At 48.7% G+C, this 18,473-nt stretch carries 23 protein-coding genes; 20 read left to right on the top strand and 3 right to left on the bottom strand.

Annotated features, from left to right (window positions below; translation table 11 throughout):
• Positions 1-33 precede the first annotated feature (33 nt).
• The 15 genes from AAF463_RS11375 to AAF463_RS11305 all read left to right on the top strand — a co-directional run bounded on the left by AAF463_RS11375 (position 34) and on the right by AAF463_RS11305 (position 12,117).
• The gene (locus tag AAF463_RS11375; RefSeq protein ID WP_217548813.1) at positions 34-465 is read left to right on the top strand and encodes a hypothetical protein; all 432 of its coding nucleotides are present in this window, start codon (positions 34-36) and stop codon (positions 463-465) included.
• Positions 466-474: 9 nt separating this feature from the next.
• The gene (locus AAF463_RS11370) at positions 475-849 is read left to right on the top strand and encodes a hypothetical protein (protein ID WP_350260759.1); all 375 of its coding nucleotides are present in this window, start codon (positions 475-477) and stop codon (positions 847-849) included.
• 178 nt (positions 850-1,027) lie between these two features.
• Positions 1,028-1,465 (top strand): hypothetical protein, encoded by a 438-nt coding sequence (locus AAF463_RS11365; protein WP_350260758.1) that lies wholly within the window; start codon positions 1,028-1,030, stop codon positions 1,463-1,465.
• A gap of 417 nt (positions 1,466-1,882) precedes the next feature.
• Positions 1,883-2,230, top strand: a complete 348-nt coding sequence (locus AAF463_RS11360; RefSeq protein WP_350260757.1) for a hypothetical protein — start codon at positions 1,883-1,885, stop codon at positions 2,228-2,230.
• A 118-nt stretch (positions 2,231-2,348) separates the two neighbouring features.
• Entirely contained in the window at positions 2,349-2,657 is a 309-nt protein-coding gene (locus AAF463_RS11355; RefSeq protein ID WP_350260756.1) for a hypothetical protein, read from the top strand.
• 74 nt (positions 2,658-2,731) lie between these two features.
• Entirely contained in the window at positions 2,732-3,082 is a 351-nt protein-coding gene (locus tag AAF463_RS11350; protein ID WP_350260755.1) for a hypothetical protein, read from the top strand.
• Positions 3,083-3,146: 64 nt separating this feature from the next.
• Complete coding sequence (locus AAF463_RS11345; RefSeq protein WP_350260754.1) at positions 3,147-5,444, top strand: hypothetical protein; 2,298 nt, start codon at positions 3,147-3,149, stop codon at positions 5,442-5,444.
• Positions 5,445-5,454: 10 nt separating this feature from the next.
• Positions 5,455-6,444, top strand: coding sequence for a hypothetical protein (locus AAF463_RS11340; RefSeq protein ID WP_350260753.1), 990 nt, complete (start codon positions 5,455-5,457; stop codon positions 6,442-6,444).
• Positions 6,445-6,446: 2 nt separating this feature from the next.
• Positions 6,447-7,562 (top strand): type IV secretion protein Rhs, encoded by a 1,116-nt coding sequence (locus AAF463_RS11335; protein ID WP_350260752.1) that lies wholly within the window; start codon positions 6,447-6,449, stop codon positions 7,560-7,562.
• Positions 7,559-8,158: a phage baseplate assembly protein V gene (locus AAF463_RS11330; RefSeq protein WP_350260751.1), complete on the top strand. Its 600-nt coding sequence runs from the start codon at positions 7,559-7,561 to the stop codon at positions 8,156-8,158. Before AAF463_RS11335 ends, AAF463_RS11330 begins: the two co-directional genes overlap by 4 nt.
• Before the next feature lie 9 nt (positions 8,159-8,167).
• A complete protein-coding gene (locus tag AAF463_RS11325; protein ID WP_350260750.1) occupies positions 8,168-8,533 on the top strand; it encodes a phage tail protein in 366 nt (121 codons plus the stop codon).
• Between the two features lie 3 nt (positions 8,534-8,536).
• A complete protein-coding gene (locus tag AAF463_RS11320; protein ID WP_350260749.1) occupies positions 8,537-9,664 on the top strand; it encodes a baseplate J/gp47 family protein in 1,128 nt (375 codons plus the stop codon).
• Positions 9,665-10,327: a hypothetical protein gene (locus AAF463_RS11315; RefSeq protein ID WP_350260748.1), complete on the top strand. Its 663-nt coding sequence runs from the start codon at positions 9,665-9,667 to the stop codon at positions 10,325-10,327.
• 67 nt (positions 10,328-10,394) lie between these two features.
• Positions 10,395-11,687: a phage tail protein gene (locus AAF463_RS11310; protein ID WP_350260747.1), complete on the top strand. Its 1,293-nt coding sequence runs from the start codon at positions 10,395-10,397 to the stop codon at positions 11,685-11,687.
• 1 nt (position 11,688) lies between these two features.
• A complete protein-coding gene (locus AAF463_RS11305; RefSeq protein WP_101764025.1) occupies positions 11,689-12,117 on the top strand; it encodes a tail fiber assembly protein in 429 nt (142 codons plus the stop codon).
• A 2-nt stretch (positions 12,118-12,119) separates the two neighbouring features.
• Here AAF463_RS11305 and AAF463_RS11300 read toward each other — a convergent pair whose 3' ends face one another.
• Positions 12,120-13,253, bottom strand: a complete 1,134-nt coding sequence (locus tag AAF463_RS11300; protein WP_350260746.1) for an acyltransferase — start codon at positions 13,251-13,253, stop codon at positions 12,120-12,122.
• Positions 13,254-13,433: 180 nt separating this feature from the next.
• Positions 13,434-13,655, bottom strand: coding sequence for a hypothetical protein (locus AAF463_RS11295; protein ID WP_350260745.1), 222 nt, complete (start codon positions 13,653-13,655; stop codon positions 13,434-13,436).
• Between the two features lie 294 nt (positions 13,656-13,949).
• Here AAF463_RS11295 and AAF463_RS11290 point away from each other — a divergent pair, with 294 nt between their 5' ends.
• From AAF463_RS11290 to AAF463_RS11270, 5 genes are all read left to right on the top strand, one after another.
• Entirely contained in the window at positions 13,950-14,147 is a 198-nt protein-coding gene (locus AAF463_RS11290) for a hypothetical protein (protein WP_312463340.1), read from the top strand.
• 397 nt (positions 14,148-14,544) lie between these two features.
• Positions 14,545-14,784: a DNA polymerase V gene (locus AAF463_RS11285; RefSeq protein WP_350261992.1), complete on the top strand. Its 240-nt coding sequence runs from the start codon at positions 14,545-14,547 to the stop codon at positions 14,782-14,784.
• Positions 14,784-16,046 carry a translesion error-prone DNA polymerase V subunit UmuC gene (umuC, locus tag AAF463_RS11280; RefSeq protein WP_350260744.1) on the top strand — a complete coding sequence of 421 codons (1,263 nt, stop codon included), beginning with the start codon at positions 14,784-14,786 and terminating at the stop codon, positions 16,044-16,046. Before AAF463_RS11285 ends, umuC begins: the two co-directional genes overlap by 1 nt.
• Before the next feature lie 53 nt (positions 16,047-16,099).
• Complete coding sequence (locus AAF463_RS11275; RefSeq protein WP_350260743.1) at positions 16,100-16,342, top strand: hypothetical protein; 243 nt, start codon at positions 16,100-16,102, stop codon at positions 16,340-16,342.
• Between the two features lie 23 nt (positions 16,343-16,365).
• Positions 16,366-17,886, top strand: coding sequence for a recombinase family protein (locus tag AAF463_RS11270; protein ID WP_350260742.1), 1,521 nt, complete (start codon positions 16,366-16,368; stop codon positions 17,884-17,886).
• Between the two features lie 53 nt (positions 17,887-17,939).
• On the opposite strand, the gene AAF463_RS11265 is transcribed toward AAF463_RS11270, so the two are convergent.
• Positions 17,940-18,125: a general stress protein gene (locus AAF463_RS11265; protein ID WP_350260741.1), complete on the bottom strand. Its 186-nt coding sequence runs from the start codon at positions 18,123-18,125 to the stop codon at positions 17,940-17,942.
• Positions 18,126-18,473 lie beyond the last annotated feature (348 nt).

Below are 18,473 nucleotides of genomic sequence, written 5' to 3'. Positions count from 1 at the left end.
GATTAATGCGGGGCTTTCTTTTGGAGAAACACCATGCCCCAACTGGGATACACAGTAGGCCGCGATGTCGCAGTTGATATCACCACGCCAACTGGCAAACTTCGCATTCCTAAAATCATGACCTTTGACGCTAAGCCGCAGGTCTCCAATCAGAAAATCACACCGCTGAACGGCGTGAGTGACGAGCTGCAAATCCCGACCGGCTGGAATGGCACTATCACCGCCGAGCGCATGGATGGCACGCTGGACGACTTCTGGGCGCAGTGGGAAGAAAACTATTTCAACGGCATCGACCAGCAGCGCGGCACCATCACCGAAAGCATCACTGAATCGAACGGTACTATCAGCGTTTATCGCTATGAGGGCGTGTCCTTCCATCTGACCGATGCTGGCAACAAGCAGGGCGAGAAGACAGTCAATCAGACATTGTCATTCACCGCTAACCGCCGCAAGAAAGTTAACTAAGGATAAAAAATGGCTCAGGTAAAAGTGCACGAAAACAGTAAAACGGAAGTGGCAGCGGTGAGCGCTAAATCAAACCAGGTGAAGGATGCGAAAGGGCGTCTGCTTACCATGCGCGAACTAGATCCGGTTCAGGAGTCTCGCCTTACTGTGGCAGTTGGCCCGGAAATGGCGATGAACGTCATGTACATGAACCTGTTTGCATTTCCGGTTGCCGCTGTAGCTGAAATTGACGGTGAAGAGTATCCGGTTCCTCTAAATGCTAAGCAGATTGAAACCATGCTCGCCATTCTCGGTAAGCACGGATTAAAAGCTGTGAATGCTTATCTTCGCGAAAAATCTAAAGAGGAAGATGACGAAGCCACGGAGGCCGCCGCAAAAAACTAGCGCAGAACCCCGAATTCGTTAACCAGTGCTGGTTGATGAAATCCGGGGTTCCTTTCAGCATTATTTTTCCCGGTTTAAATGAGCTTATGCCACATGAACGAATCGCAATGGGCGTTGTGATTCGTGAGTTCGAAGGTGGGCGTTACAACTGGAATACCAGCAAATGGGAGGAGGATTGATGGAGCTTGATGTGTTTGCACGCGAACTATCATTCGCCTCCGCCAAAATTGCAGCAGAGATTGAAATTGGCTTTCATGTCATCGTGAAAGAGATTGAGGAAACTGCCAAAGAAGAGATCGGCGTTTATCAGCCAGCAGTTGGCCCATTTGAAGCGTGGGCACCACTGGCTGAATCAACGAAAGCTGATCGAGTTCGATCTGGTTACACCGAAGATGACCCGCTATTGCGTTCTGGTGAGCTGAAAAACTCGATAGAGAGTGAAGTGCTGGGGCTAGCGGCAATCGTTGGCACCAAAAGCGAGATTGGACTGTTGCAGGAGAGGGGCACCGATCGCATTCCGCCGCGACCTTTCATTGGTCCAGCGTACGTTCGCAAGATCGACCCGCTAATGAATGCTATCGGATTGGCTATCACTAAAGGATTCAAAGCTTATTGATGACTATCTGGCAAGGAAGGCGAGGCGGTTAGATAAACAAAAATAGCCCACCTCTCGATGGGCAGCTTAGCTTCAGTTCCCGCCCGGGCGAGCATCGGCTGAACGATTTCCACAACGCGAGCCATCAGCAGCAGTGTCGCTACTATGCTGGCAATTGCCCGCAAAGGCGCTAACTGATGCACCCATAGTTAAGATAAGGCATAAGATAGCCATCGTTTTTTTCATGATTCTTCTCACTGTGTGATTTGATGCCAATCGGCATAGCAACGATAACCCTGTAATTTTGAATGATCAATTTAATTAATAGGAATACTCCTATTATTTGATCGTTGTCAGTCTTATTCGCTGCAGGATTGCGCCAACTTGCGCCCACTCCATGCTAGGATTTATCCCACCGATACCAATGGGGATAGGGATGTGAAATTAGTTATAGCCGTTCTAGGCTTAATGACGTGCTTTGTGGCACACGCTAACTTAGAAGGTGCCGCTGACAATCTCAGCCGATGCGTTACCACCTATGCTGAAAGCCAAGTCAAAACCACCAAATCAGCCAGCAGCATTTCAGATGAAGCTTTTGATAAATGTGGCGCTGAACTCTCTGAGTACCATGATTCAATTGGTCCAGATAAAGCGCAGTGGTCTGGTTTAAGTGCTCAACAAAAAGAAGCCATTTCAAAAATCAGGGACCAGACAACTTTAAAAGTTCGCGAGAGCTTAAGTTCCCAGATCGTCACTTTCATCACTGAATCGCGCAAACGCTCTTAACCCGCTTAACTGCGGGTTTCTTGCTTATAGCATCCGCAATACCGTAAACCTCTGCAAATCAGCTCAGCATTTGGCTTTGTGAGCCGATATTACCCTCATCATTTCGAGGGAGAAAATCATGCCATTTAAGTGGAAATTAGTGATAGGAGTCGCGGCATTTGCTTTGGGGATTTATATACCAACACAAATGCTCGGCTTTACCATTCATAATGCATTTTTTGCTAAACAACAGCTTAATTGCCTTGAAGACACCTCTTTAGCCGCTGTTAAAATGGTTGATGACTTCGAGATGGCAGGGCGGGAGATGAAAACCAACGATGTACTTGCCGGGTTAAAGACTTGTGTGAACAATCTTGATTACAATAAGGGGTTGATGACATCAGTAAGAGAAGAGATTGCAAGGGAGAAGTCGGTGCATCACCCCTAACTCGCCCGATTTGCTTCCTTTTGCATTAGTTTCTCTTTAGGATTTATCTCTCTACATGCTTTTGGGGGAAGGGTATGAAAAGCCTAATATTAGCGGCTTTGGTCGTGTTTACTTTGCCAGCATCGGCAGCTCAGATGTTCAAATGCAGCCTTACCCATATCCTCGACCGTGGCGGATCTGAACCCTCTGTCGAAATACTCAGTCGTGATGCGGCTGTGCTTGATAACGGCAACGCCTTCACTTTCTCGACTGATAGCAAAAACAGAATCACTAGCCCAGAGCTTAAGCCAGTTAAGTATGAAGATGGCGAGACAGTTCTCGCAGCGAAGCAAAAAGATTTACTCTTTGTGAAGCTCAAAAACTCTTATGTCCTTCGAAACGAAAGCGAAGGGTATGTCTTCGGTGAGTGTGTCCCGGATAAGTAGAGAATAAACAACCACTGAACCCAGCTCAGGCTGGGTTTTTTTATGCCCGTAAAACGAGGTTTCTATGGATGTTCAGGCTTACCGCGTAGCCGTGCGCATCGCGCTTGATGACCAGATTACGCGAAACATGATGCAGGTGAGTCGAGACGCTGTTCAATTGAACAAAAAGTTCGTTGAGATGGCGCGGAACATCAAGGCAGTGACGAGCGCAGCTAAAGAGGCAACATCCGCCATTCGCTCACTAAACTCTGCATTAAGTAACAAATTTTCTGGAGCGATTAGTGGGGCCAATCAATATGCCAGCGCCATGCGAGCAGCAGCAGATCACGCTCAGCGCGCAAGCACCGCCACTCGCAATATTCCAGCAATCGGTGGAGGCTATGGCCCATCAATGGCGCTTCCTGCATTAGCAGCCGGAGCTATGCTGGCAAATGGAGGAGGTGGGGGCGGTGGTGGCTATCGTAATACAGGTGGGCTGATGGCTTTGCCTCCACCGCCAGGTTCATCATCAGGCTGGCGCGGATGGAACAATGGCGTGCCTCCGGGAGGTTGGGGCGGAGGTGGTGCTGGTTCGGGTGGTGGTAACGCTGGGAGAAATGGAGGTTACGGCGGCCATTCTAACGGAATGACAAACCTTGCCACTGGTTATCTTGGTTTCAAAATGCTTGATGGTTTCGTAGATGAAGCCGCCAAATATCAAACCATGACCGAGAAGTTCAATCAATACGGGATGGGCGAAGCGGCCCGCAAAGATGCTGAAAATTTCGCGCAAACAACCAAGATTTTAGGCACGTCAACCACTGATATGCTGAAGTATTTCACCGAGGCGCAGGGTGTATTTCGTGAATCAGGAGCGAAAACGCTAGATGAGCAACTGCGAGCAGCAAAATTAGCCGCGCCGGTTTTAGCGAGGATCAATTTTGCATCTCAGGGGCTTGATGAGCACTCAAAAGAAATTACAACAGCCAAGCAAATGGACATGCTGCGATTCGTCGAAACCGCAGGTGGACTCAAAAGTCCGCAGCGCTTCAATGAGCTGATGGATTCAGGATTCAAAGCGATCCAATCATCTGGTGGTAACGTCGACTTCACCCAGTACCGACAGTTTATGGCTAAGGCTGGTACATCAGCATTCAACCTGAGTAACAAAGCTCTGTTTGCTGAGCTTGAACCCATCATTGGCGAGCTGAAGGGTAGCTCTGCTGGTGATGCGCTAATGACGTCGTATAACCGCCTCAATGGCATCGTGAAGCTTCCTAATCAGGTTACGCATGACTTGATGAAAATGGGCGTGTGGGATGCAAGCAAAATCGAACTGAACAAGATGGGGGGCATTAAGCGATTTAACGGAAACCCACTTATCAATTCTGAGCTGTTCAGCCAATCACCAATTGAATATTACGAGAAAATGATTCTTCCAATCTACCGGAAGAACAACTACTCGGAAGATCAAATCCAGCGCCAGAACGCCCTTATCTTTGGTCGAACAGGCGGCAAGATGTTTAACCTGGTTGATAAGCAGCTAGCAACCATCCATCACTCAGTTGAGTCTTATGAACAGGCCCGCGGGCTTGATTCAGCTTATGGCGCGGTAGGGGTTACCTACAACGGAAAGAAAATCGACTTTGAGAAAAAGTGGGAAAACCTGCAGCTGGTAATGGGTAAAGACGGCGGGCTGCTGGATACGTTCACCAAGGGATTGGAAGGCCTCACCAATACCATGCAGCGCATGACCGAAATAGCGCATAAAAATCCAGAACTGGCGAAGTTTGTCGGTCAAGCCGCTTTGGCCGTCACGGGTTTGGCGGCGGTGAGTGGTGGCTTCTGGCTGATTAAGCACGCTGCCGGCGCTTTGGTATCGCCGTTGAAAATGGCAAGTTGGGGTATTGATTTGCTTGTTGGCAGAACAGCTACCACTGGTCTAACTGGCCTATCCGCCGCGCTTGGTGGGCTGCCTATGCTTATTGGAGCCGTTATTGCGGCAGCCTTGTACCCAACAAGCACGGCGTCTCAAAGTCAGGAAGATGCAGAAAGAATGAGGTTAGGTCGGCAGAACGCTGGAGATAATGGCAGTGCATATAAGCCGTGGTCACCCACGCAGGCTGATTTCGATAACCAGCGCGCGAGTGAACAAACCTACCGTAAAACCGGTAAATATCCGGCAATACCACCAGTGGCGGGAGCAAATGCCGTCCAGCCGGTAAATCTCATGATGACCCATGAAGGCCGCCAGGTAATTGTCGCCACAGTGGTAAGTGGCATGAGTAAGCAAGCCACTAAAGCCCCAGCATCTACTAGCGCCTTCGACTCATCCATGCTGATGACTCATTCTGGTCAGGTAAGCAAACTCTCAACCCAATAACGGAGTTTCCATGTCGTTTACAAGCGCCCTGAATAACTTCGCGCAGGGGTTAGACCCGACCGTCACCCGGCTGGTGCTTGGTGATTTTGAATTCCTTGATTTCGAAGTCCCTGAGCGCCTGCCTATTCCCGCTCGTCAGCAAGTAGTCTTGCATAAGATGATTGGCGGAAAGCGTACCGCTGACGTTTTAGGCGTTGATTACGACCCGCTGACATGGTCTGGCATTATCACCGGAGCACAATCTGGCGATCGCGTTAAAGCGCTGGAACGGATGCGTGATGCTGGTGAAGAGTTAGTTCTTACGCTTGATGACTATAGCTTCACGGTCGTCATCAAAACTTTCACGCCGGTCTATGAATTTATCTATCGCAGGCCGTACACGATTGAAGTTGAGATCGTTGCTAACAACGCGTCGCCACTCAAGGTTGATGCTTTAACCGGCGCGCTACAGGGCTTGCTTGATAGTGATATAGGGCAGGCTCTGGGACTGTCGGACATCATCGATGTGCCAACGGTGACTGATGCTGTGACATCTGTGCAAAGCGCGGTCAAGCAGGTGACCGATTTTGCCCATGCAACTGTTGAGCAAGTTCAGGCCGTAGTCCGCCCAATCATCGCCGCACAGACCATCATCCAACAGCAGATTACGCAACTGGAAGATGCTGCCAGCCAGATTACTACGCTTGGTGGTTTGGTTCCGGGCAACCCCATATTGAAGACGGTAAGTAATTTGCTTAGCCAGGCTGACCAGAGTACGCGAATACCGGCGCTATACAGCCTCCAGAATGTCCTGAGCCGTCTGAATAAAAACGTTAACTCAGGACAAACGGCGGACGGTGTCAGAACGGTTACGCAATCCGGCGGCAGTCTTTATCAGGTAGCATCTGACCAGTACGGTGACGCTTCGTTATGGAGCAGCATTGCTTCTGTAAACGACCTGACCGACCCACAACTGAGTGGCATTAACACGCTGACCATCCCATCCAACCCAACGAGTTAGCTATGGATGTAAACAACCCGATAATGGAATCCAGCGCCCGCCATATCAGCGGGCGTTGTCGTTTAAATGGCACTGAAGTTCCATTCGTATCGTTCAGCGTTGAGGATGTTGGTTTTCGTGGCGCATCGACGTTTGACCTTGTTCTCGCACCTTCCGCGATGCCGGCCGATATGCAGATGCTGAACTGGTGGGCAACGCAGACCACTATTAAGGTTGAGTTATCTGTTTCGATCATCACCAAATCAGGAACCGATGAGAAGAAGCTAATCACCGGCAACATCGATAACTGGCATTACGATCCGGCGCGGTTTGAAGTGACCGCCGATGGTCGTGACTTTACGGCACTGATGATTGACGCCAAATCTGCCGGGGAAAGCTTCAAAAACTACACCAGTTCGCAGATTGCAACGATGCTGGCGCAGCGCCACGGACTAACACCGGTTGTAACAGCGACAACGCAGCGATTTGGCGAATTTTACCAGATTGACTCTGCTCATCTGACCGGAGAGCAAACGGAATGGGACTTGATCACCACGTTGGCGGGAATCGAGGATTACTCAGTTTACGTTGATGGGGAAAATCTTCATTTCGAGCCGATTAAAGACCCAGCTAAAACGGATAACTACGTTATTCGCTGGCAACCTCCCGGCGCTCTCGCATATCCGCAGTGCAATATGTCTGATGACCTGTCGTTCGCGCGCGCGCTGACAATTTCAAAAGGCATCACTGTTGAGGTGTTGAGCTGGAATGCAAAGCGTAAGAATCAGCAATTCATCGCCTCCTACCCGAAGTACGCCAAAGGCACTACGCCCGGCAATGCAACAGCCAAGACGCAGGTTTACCGCGTAATTCGTAATGGACTGACGCCAGAATCAGCAAGCGCATTGGCGCAAACCATTTACCGCAACGTTGTTCAGCATGAAATGAAGTTTAGCGGCTCGACTGCTGGTGACAACCTGCTAACTCCGCAAACGCTTGTGCGCATAGAGGGGACGCAAAGCCCATTCGACCAGCTTTACTGGTGCGACAGCGTGCGCCGCTCACTGAGTTGGGAAAGCGGCTACACAATGAGCATGACCGGTAAAAACCATAGTCCGGCGCTGGAGGTGACGCAGTGAGAGCATTTCTTAATGCAATGGCGGCTACAGCACAACAAACTAGTGCCGGCATTAGTGGAACAAGACAGGGAATAATCACCGCTTACGATCCGGTTACTTACGCGGTGAAAGTGCAACTGCAACCTACAGGTGAAGAGACGGGTTGGATACCGCTAAGTTCACCGTGGGTTGGCAAAGGTTGGGGGATGGCAGCGGGGCCGTCGATAGGCGCTGTGGTTGAAGTCGAATTTGACTCCGGCCTCATGGGGGCTGGCATGGCAGCAGGGCAATTCTTTAACGATGTTGACCGTAGCCCCGGCCCGCCGTCTGGTGAGTTCTGGCTCATCCACAAAAGCGGTTCGCTGTTTAAGTTTCTCAACAGTGGTGAGGTGCTCCTGAGTTCGGCCACCAAAATCACCTATGACGCCCCGGCGCACCACTTTACCGGTGGTGATGTGACGATGGAAAACAACCTCATTGTTGTGAAAGACATCAGCGATAACAACGGCGCTTACGGCACTGTGCAGAAGGTTCGCGTCACCTATAACGGTCACACCCATCCGGAAAACGGCGACGGCGGCGGCACAACCAGCAAGCCGAACCAACAACTCTCATAGCGGTGACTCATGTACGACATTTATCACTACACGGGAGGTGACCTGAGCACCTCGCCTGCAGGCGACCTTAGGCCTGTCACCGGAACGGAAAGGGGAAAGCAGCGAATACTACGCCGTCTGATGACCAACCCCGGCGAATACGTTTTCCATCCGGACTATGGCGCAGGGCTGGGACAAAAGGTTGGGCAAAACGTCAACCTCATCGAATGGAAGGCGCTTATCAGCGGCCAGATGCTGCTTGAGGAAGCGGTAGCATCAAACCCTGCGCCTTCTGTCAGCCTGGCACTCATCGATGGCGGGGTCAGCGTCTCAGTCAAGTATACCGACGCCACCTCCGGCACACCGGAAACTCTCAGCTTTGACGTAACGAGGTAACAAGTGGCATCACTCAATACTAAAACGTTCGCCACTCTGGTCAGCGATCAGGTCACTGCAATGCAGGCTAAAGCCGCTGGCCTCGTCGATCTGGCTATCGGCAGCATCCTGCGCGCGCTGGCTGAATCAAATGCAGGCGTGGCGATGTGGATTCAGCAGCTTATAGTGAATCTTCTGGTGGTAACCCGGGCGGCTACCTGTTCGGGCGACGATCTGGATTCATGGATGGCAGATTTCAGCTTCACGCGTTTGTCAGCAGTGCAGGCCACGGGGCAGGTCACATTCAGCCGGTTTACAGCAACCAATCAGGCGCTGATTCCGGTCGGTTCCGGCGTGACCACTACAGACGGCACGCAGGCTTATACGGTCATCGCTGACACCACCAACTCAGCCTATGACGCGACACAGGCTGGTTTTGTGATTGCGGCGGGTGTGAGTTCGCTGTCAGTTCCGGTACAGGCAGATACGGCAGGGGCTGCAGGAAACGCACAGGCAGGCACCATCACCGTTATCTCCGGCTCAATCCAGTATGTCGATACGGTGACGAACAGCACCACGTTTATTAACGGTGAGGATGCCGAATCAGATGATGATTTCCGGGCCCGTTTCGTGTTGTGGATTGCATCACTGTCAAAATCGACGAAAGCCGCGATTGGTTACGCATTGAGTAGCATGCAAAGCGGCGTCACATATACGCTGACCGAGAATTACGCCTATAACGGCACCGCTCAACCGGGTTACTTCTATGCGGTGGTTGATGATGGCAGCGGCACCCCGTCGAGCACGTTTATCAGCCAGGCATATGCAGCGGTTGATGCGGTGAGGGGCTTTACAATCACCTTTGGCGTCTTCCCGCCTACGGTGGTCACGGCGAATGTCGTGATGGTCATCACCACTGATTCCTCAGCCGACCACGCGACGATCGTTGCGATGGTGCAGGCAGCGATTCAGGAGTACATCGCCAGCCTGTCGCTCGGTCAGCTATTGCCGTACTCGAAGTTATCCAATATTGCATATGGCGCAAGTTCACTTGTGACTAACGTCTCTTCTGTAACTCTCAATAGCGCGACAGCGGATATTGCCGCAACCGGAAAACAGGTGATTCGCGCCGGCACAATCTCGGTGAGCTAAATGGCGACAGGTGATCAGAACGACATTTACACGCGCTTAAAAGGGCTATTGCCTCCAACGTGGTTCGGCGATAGTAACCCAATCCTTACAGGAGCACTTACTGCCTGCGCCAGCGCGTTAAGTTGGTGCTATTCACTGTATCTGTATGCAAAGCTCCAGACGAGAATCAGCACCGCCACCGATGGCTGGCTTGATTTAACTGCATATGACTTCTTTGGTAAAAACCTGCAGCGGTCAGCTGGGCAGTCGGATGACCTGTTTAGAAACCAGATGAAAATCAGTCTGTTCAGGGAACGCGGCACCCGGCAGGCAATCATCGATATTCTGGAGGATATGACCGGCAAGACGCCTTATATATTTGAGCCGCAGAGACCGTTGGATACCGGTTCATACGGCGGCCCCACGATTGGTTATGGCGTTGCGGGGGGCTATGGCTCGATGATGCTGCCATATCAGGCGTTCGTCACTGCCTATCGCCCGTCAGGCTCAGGTATTCCCTATATTGCAGGTTACTCATCCACACCATCTGGCTACAGCATCGCATCACGCGGTGAGTACGCGTCACAGAGCATGATTACCGGGAGCGTTACTGATGCACAGATCTACGAAGCCATAGCCGCAGTGAAAATGGAAGGCACTATCGTCTGGGTTCGATTGCAGTAAACACATATCAATTCACCGTCCTCAACAGGCCACCTCAAACAGGTGGCCTTTTTATTGGGAAACATAAATGGATCGTCAAATCGTTTATCCGGGCGCAATTCCGCTCGAAACTGACCTGCTCAATACCAACAAGTACGCCATGATGGGGCTGGCTAAGCTCGCCGCTGTGATTATGGGCTCGAACACCTATCTGCATGGGCTGGCCTGTACACCATCATCGCCAGCCTCAATGGTAGTGAACGTGGCCAAAGGACAGATTTACAGCCTTCAGAACGTGGACGGCACCGCTTATTCTTCACTGGCTGCGGATACGACTAACACTATCCTGAAGCAGGGCGTAATTTTGGGCTCCACCGCCTTTACGCTGACAGCGCCTACCACCGCAGGACAGAGCATCAACTACCTGATCCAGATTGCATACAGTGACACGGACTCCGGGGCAACTGTTCTGCCTTATTACAATGCTGCCAATCCCTCTGTAGCGTACAGCGGACCAAACAACGCGGGTACCGCGCAGAACACAGTGCGCTCCGGCGTTTGTACTGTTGCATTGAAGGCGGGTGTGGCGGCAACCACCGGCACGCAGACCACGCCAGCAGTTGACACTGGTTACACAGCAGCATGGGTCATTACGGTCGCACAGGGTGCCACTACCATCACCGCATCAAATATTGCGGTGGCTGCTAATGCACCATTCCTGCCTGCAGCGGGTATTTTATCAGCCATCCAGCAGGGGGCGATGACCTATGCGGCTGACACCGGTGCGGCCAACGCCTATGTGGCATCCTTTGTTCCTGCGTTGCCAACGCTTGTGGACGGAATGCGCGTCACCTTTAAGGCAAAAACAGCGAACTCCGGCGCATCTACGCTCGCGGTAAATGGCGGATCTGCATACCCGCTGTATTCACATGCCAATCAGGCTTTGCAGGGCGGGGAGATTGTCGCCAACGGACTGGTTGAGGCTGAGTGGAATAGCACGCTGACCGCGTGGGTGCTTTGCGGAAATAGCGGTGGCGCGCTACCAATTATTGCCGGCACTCAGTCTAACCACGCGGTAAATCTTTCACAGTTTTTGAGTTCGCTGGTCGCAGGAGGAGGCTATCAGAAACTGCCAGGCGGTTTAATTATCCAGTGGGGTAGTGGATTGTTCACCAATCAAACAACAACCACCGTGACATTACCCATAGCATTTCCGAATGCTGGTTTTACTGCGGTTGCTTGTAAAGGTGCTTCAATTACTCTTTCTGGAGAATATGGGGTGGGCGCGCAAATTAAAAGCAACTCAACCATGGATATAAGCAATAGCGGCGGCACTACAGGTGCTAATAAAGGTATTTGGTGGATAGCTTTAGGATATTAAAATGAAGAAATTTTCTGCTTTAGAAAACGCTTTTTATGACACAGATATTAACACTGAAATTCCGAATGATGCCATTGATATCAGTGAGGATTTATGGAGATCAATGTTAAACGGCCAAGCTGAAGGGAAGGTTATAACTAGCACCAAAAAAGGGGAGCCCTTACTCATCGAACGAATATTGAGCGACGATGATAAAGAAGCAATTCAAATGAAAGCAGTTGAATCTAACATTGCTCTTAAGAAATCGCTATTGGACGAAGCAACTCAGTATCGTGATATTTTACAGGACGCAGTAGATGAAGGTATTGCAACTGATGAAGAGAAGGCCGCCCTGTCAGTCTGGAAGAAATATAGAGTTACTTTAAGCCGCATTGATGCAAACACTGCAGATGTGATTGATTGGCCGGAAATCCCGGCCAATACAAACTGATGTTAAGCCTCTTTAGTACAGGTTGCCTCGAATTTTGATGCAACCTTTTTACCATATAAAATAAATGGCTTTTCAAAGTGCTTATAACTCATTAGGGATATAAAGCATATTGCGTACCATACGAAAGTCTGAATTGCATAATATGCAACATCCTTATTTTGTATCCCATAGTGGAATGATGCTTTATTCATAATAAACCATGCAATACCATGCAGCAGATAGATGCTATAACTGGCATCACCCAACACCACAAATCCTCGCGTCGAGAGCATGCCAAAGAGGTTCCCACCTTTTGCAACGAGTAAGAAAAACACCCCAATAAGAACAAATGAAGTCAAGTTATAGGCTGAGTGAATATTTGATACAAACAGGCAGTAAATGAGTATCAATGAAGCAAGTGTGCTTTTTATTATAGAATGTGATGAAGAAATTACTTTCAGGTTCTTAATTAGCACTCCAACTGCAAAGAACAAAAGTAACGAAGTGTGATGTAAAGGTATTTTTAAAAAATCAGCCGTGTGAGCAAGAATAGATATTGCAGCAATGCAAATGCCTACTGTGTACGTCTTATTGAATGCAAAAGAAAGTAATGGTAGTGAGAAGTAAAAAATCCACTCCCAGTAGAGTGTCCACATTACAGCAGCGCCAATGAATTGCGCATCCTTAAAGCCATAAATAGGTGGTTTAACGCCCGACAGGCCACCATCGAACCAATATATAACATTGCTAAAATCGGCATTGTTTCCAAGCTTGATGCCAACATACGTTGCTATTGATATACAGATTATTGCAGAAATGTAAGTCAGAGGCACAACTCTAAAAAATCTTTTTATCAAAAAAGATATCCAGTTAGTGTCTTTTTTTATGTCGCCGAAAAGATAACCAGTTATCATGAAAAACACAGCAACACCAAATTGCCCCATGTAACCCAAAATAGGGTCATTTAGCGCCCACTTGCCAGTTTCAAAGTACGCTTTAGATATATCATTGTGGTGAAAAACAACGAATGCAGCTAAGAGATATCTCAAACCGTCTATGTTTAATTCTCTGTTTGGTTCAATTTTATATTTTCTTGAGCCAAATATTAATGAGGCGGAAATTATACAAAAAAACACCCATGCCAAATGAAAATTCATTTTTTATAACTCATCCTGCGTGAATAAGTAAAAATATCAGACTAATCAATTAGTTCTTAAGCTTACAGATACTCATTTGACAAGGCAACCATAACCTATTGGTAAAAAAGCCCCAATACGGGGCTTTGGTTCAATCCGTGATGATGAGCTTTAACCCTGAGAGAGATTGTGTAATCCAAGCTACCAATTAGAGAATGTTTCAGTGCTTCCACCTTTTGCGCCAATTATGTGAAGATAGAATGCATCAACTGCTGCTTCGGCAGATAAACTCCGTGGAATCCTTTTGCTTGCGGTTAGCGCTTCCACTGAGAGCTTCTTAATCATCCACAACTCAGCAGCCTGCATTACTCCTGACGCCAGAATCGCCTGCACACCCCAAAGAAACAATTGCTGCTTTTTCATTATGAACCTGCGTGATTTGATGGAATCAATGCCAGCGAATGATCGAACTTTCAGCATGCGCTTCAATTTTAAAACGATGTCGAAACAAATGGCGCTTTGATTACTAAGAGTGAAAGTTTCTTATTGGTAATTGATTGTCTGGGCATAAAAAAGCCCCGGCGACGGGGCAGCTTAAAACCGCGTCCATCTTCATGCAGGCTGCGGGTGTAACCTTGAGGTTAGACCATTTGAGCCGTTTCTTATGTGATTACCTTGCTGCAGGCGTACCGTGAAGACTCCACTGCAGGAGGATGCATGGACATTGAAGTTTGCGACCTTGCGATGGATGCAGTGCGTACCGTCATGGGGCAGGCGGTGATTAACATGCTTGATGAGGGAATACCGATCACCAATGAATCTCTGGTCGGGTACATGGCTGCGATGTTTGAAGATGAGGACGGGAGCTGCGTTGCTGAGTTGGCGATGTATCTCTTTGGCGTCAGCAAGCACTAAAAGGTGCCTGCTGACCTTCAATCATGCCTGAGGCTGACCAACCGGGCCCTTACCTAACGGGCCACCTGGCACGGACTCACCACTAGGCGCGTGCGGTCTGCCATCCGGGCCAACAGCAGGGCTTTCATGCTGACAACCTGCTAATGTCATTAAACTTGTAATTATGATCATCCCACCTAAGAAGCTCTTCATCATTTCCTTTCCCCGTTAAGGCAACGATATGTTGCTAATTAAGCGTAGATTTCTAATCGCTTAAGTCAAAACACCACCAGTTAAAAAACTAAATTTCTTTACCCACCAATGGCTTTACAAATTCCTCAAGCGCAGCGACTTGATCAATTCCACCGATCGATATTACTGTATTTATATACAGTATCTATCAGGGAGGGAGATGACCATGCCCCGCGACTACGAAATCAAAGACGCCTTCAGGTTCGCAATAAAACGCGATGCTGCTGGTCGGTACACCGTAAGCACACTCGATTTTGTCCGTGAACTTGAGCGCCTGAACTGGCATTACACGCCACGGCAAGCGAATAACTGGATCGAAGCTCACAAGTCTGTCTTCCGGGATATCTCAACATCGGAAGGCGATGAGCGCGTGTTTCAGGTTTTCAATCCCAACGGCGGTATGTGATGTTTGCGCACGTTGACGTGAATTCGTTTTACGCCAGCTGCGAGACGGTGTTCAGGCCTGATTTGCGCGGCAAGCCGGTTCTGGTGCTCAGCAACAACGACGGCTGTGTGATTGCCCGCAGCGCCGAAGTGAAAGAGCTGAAAATCCCGATGGGTGCGCCTTACTTCAAGCTGAAGGATGAAATCCGCCGGCACAAGATTCACGTGTTCAGCAGCAACTATGCGCTGTACGCCGACATGAGCAACAGGGTGATGACCATACTCGAAGATATGGCACCGTCGGTGGAAGTCTATTCGATTGATGAGGCGTTCATGGACGTCACCGGGCTGGACAGACTGCAGTCTTTCGATGAACTCGGCCGAAAGGTGAGAGCGCGTATAAAGCAGGAGGCGCACCTCACTGTTGGCGTTGGCATCGCACAGACAAAGACGCTGGCGAAGCTGGCTAACCACGCTGCTAAAAAGTGGACGAAGACCGGCGGCGTGCTTGACCTGTCGGACGTTGAGCGCCAGCGCAAGCTTATGGCGCTGATAGACGTTGAGGATGTATGGGGCGTAGGAAGGAGAATAGCCAAACGGCTAAAAATCATGGGCGTTAACACAGCCCTGGATTTAGCGAACAGCCCCATAAAGCTGATGCGCGATAACTTCACTGTCGTAATGGAAAGAACCATCCGTGAGCTGCGCGGCGAGCCATGCCTCGAGCTGGAAGAGTTCGCGCCGACCAAGCAGCAGATTGTCTGCTCACGTTCATTTGGTTCGCGCATCACTGAATACGAGGACATGAGGCAGGCGGTTTGCTCGTACGCAGAACGCGCTGCTGAGAAGCTGAGGCGAGAACGCCAGTATTGCAGTCAGGTAGCTGTGTTCGTCCGAACAAGCCCACATGCAGAAGGTGAAGTGTTCTATGGCAACCAGGCCATGGGCAGACTCATGACTCCAACGAATGACACGCGAGAAATAATACGCGTTGCCATGCAGGGCCTCGACCACATCTGGCGCGACGGTTGCCGGTATATGAAAGCAGGCGTGATGCTGGGCGACTTTTACAGTCAGGGTGTGTCTCAGCTCAATCTCTTTGACGAATTCAAGCCACAGGCTAACAGCGAATCGCTGATGCGTGTCGTTGACGGTCTCAACCAGAGCGGGAAGGGGAAATTATGGTTTGCAGGACAGGGTATCCAGAAATCCTGGGAGATGAAGCGCGAAATGTTGTCGCCGGCATACACCACCAGACTGTCGGACCTGCCAGTGGCGAAGTGACGTTTCTGCTCCAGCCGCTGCAGCACATCCTGTCTACGCGGGAGACTTCCAGCATGGTGGAGCTGAACGGCCGCAGGTGCATAATCGATAAGCAGCGTTACCCGGTAAACGGTGACACTGTGCTGATTGATATGTCGGGCATGTATGAGTGGGCGATGATCATGATTCAGCCGCGGCGGCTGATTACCGACGATGGCGCATTTCTGATGGATGACCTACTGGAAGATATTGCAGTGGTGGGAGTGGTGACTCATGAGGTGACATGCATATATGACGAAGCGCGGCCTATAATTTAGTTTTCCGTTGCGCGGAGAACATTATGAAAAGGGCTATCGCGTATCTACGTTTTTCATCTCTTCAGCAGGTTCAGGGTGATTCTGTCAGAAGGCAGAAGAAACTTATTGAGGAGTGGCTTAAAAATAATAGTGATTACTATCTTGACCCAGTAACGTTTGAGGATTTGGGATTAAGTGCTTATAAGGGACAGCATGCTATTTCCGGTGCTTTTTCAGAATTCATGGAGGCAGTGCAAAGAGGCTTGATTGACGAAGGAAGCGTTCTTCTTATAGAAAGTCTTGATCGTTTATCTCGCGAGAAAATTGGTGATGCGACAGAGCGCCTAAGGGCAATACTTAAGGCTGGAATTGATGTGGTCACGTTAAGTGATAGCACACATTATACTCGTAACTCTCTTGACGATCCCTACTCTATTATCAAAGCAATTCTTATTGCTCAACGAGCAAATGAGGAAAGTGAGATAAAGTCAAAGCGGCAGCGAGCGGTTTGGGCAGAAAAGCGTAAGCAGGCTGCTGAGACCGGAAAAATCATGACTCGCCACTGTCCATACTGGTTAAAAGTAAATGCTCTAGGAGATGGATTTGATATTATAGAAGAAAAAGCTGAGATTGTTCGCTTTATATTTCAAATGCGATTAGATGGAAGGTCATTTCAAAAAATAAGCCAAACATTGAATGAGCAAGGAAAAGAAAACTTACGTGGTAAAGTTGCTAGATGGAATTCAGCTTCAATTGAGCGGCTTGTTAAAGCAAAAACAGTAATTGGATATCTTGTTCCTTCCTATCGAATAACAGTGCCGGATGTTGATGAAATTCCTAATTATTATCCAGCTATAATAAATGTGGATGATTTCAACCGAGTACAGCGAATCAGCTACGAACCCGAAAGCAGACGAAACTTAAATTTTAATCCTCATCTTATTAATGTATTCAAAGGCCTAATGCATTGTAAGCAATGCGGTCACTCTATCATTCTGACTGGAATCAATACAAAAGGTTATGGCTACTATGTCTGTACAATGCGCCGTCAGCATAGGTGCTCTTCAGTAGCCGTAAGGAGAGACTTAACTGACCGCTACTTAATAACAGGCGTAATAAATGAAGCATCGAATATGAACAGGAACCTATCGAAGGACACAGCTTTAATTTCGATGAAAGCTAAGCATATAGAGTTATCAGGGAAACTTCGAAACATTATAAAAGCAATTGAATTGGCGCCAGATGTTAGTGAGTTTACGCGAAGAGCCACTGAACTATCTTCTGAGATTAGTCAATTGAAAAAATCAATGGCTGATTTACAATTTGAACGGGATATGAAATCTACAGCGGCCTTAGATGTCTTAAATATTAGTGACAGAAAAGAATATCAGGCAATCGCTCGAAGCTTATTCAAAGACATCCAAATTGATGGTAAATCGAAGACGTGTGATATTTACTTACACAATGGCATGCGGATAATAAATTATCCTTTAACCAAGTCAACAGGATGGGCATCTATATTAGATGCCATGGCTTACCTCGAGCAGGACGAGGTAATTCTTTGAATAAAGAGTTAACAACTAAGCGCCAATCCTTGGCAAACAAGGCAGGGGACTATTTAGTCATTTTTTGCTGCGGGTCTGCGGCTGATTTTGCCTCCCTTTCTCCCGGCTTCAACGGCTCGTGCCGGATCGTTTCGGAAGTTTCCTCCGCTTACCTTTCCTCCAGCCTTACCAGCCTCTCGGGCACGATCTGGATTATTTGCAAAATTACCCGCACCACCTTTGTAAGCGTATTCTTCCATAGGGTTACCTCACATAAGTTTTTGGAAAATTTCATGTGCTAACTGACTACGAGAAAATCATAGTAGGTGATTTGAGTTAAGTAAGGGCGAAGCGGATACGTTATTGATGTAGATCAAAAAATGGCGTTTAAATGACTTTAAAAATTTCTTAGGAAAGAAGATATGTATAGATAGTTTATAAAGAAACATATTGTTGCAATCTGACACAAACAGAAAAGCCTCTGAGAGTTAACCAGAGGCTTTTTCTTTGCATCCAAGATGCGCGTGCATTTCGCGTGCACTATTTTGTGCTTCTTCTGTAGTTCCGTTGTCTCGCAGTAGTCTTTGGAGTCAGTCTACATGCGGTGT

Source organism: Pantoea sp. BJ2 (assembly GCF_040255075.1).
Classification (GTDB): Bacteria; Pseudomonadota; Gammaproteobacteria; order Enterobacterales; family Enterobacteriaceae; genus Pantoea; species Pantoea leporis.
Note: the sequence above shows the minus strand (reverse complement) of the source record. Positions and strands in the feature narration are given on the sequence as shown.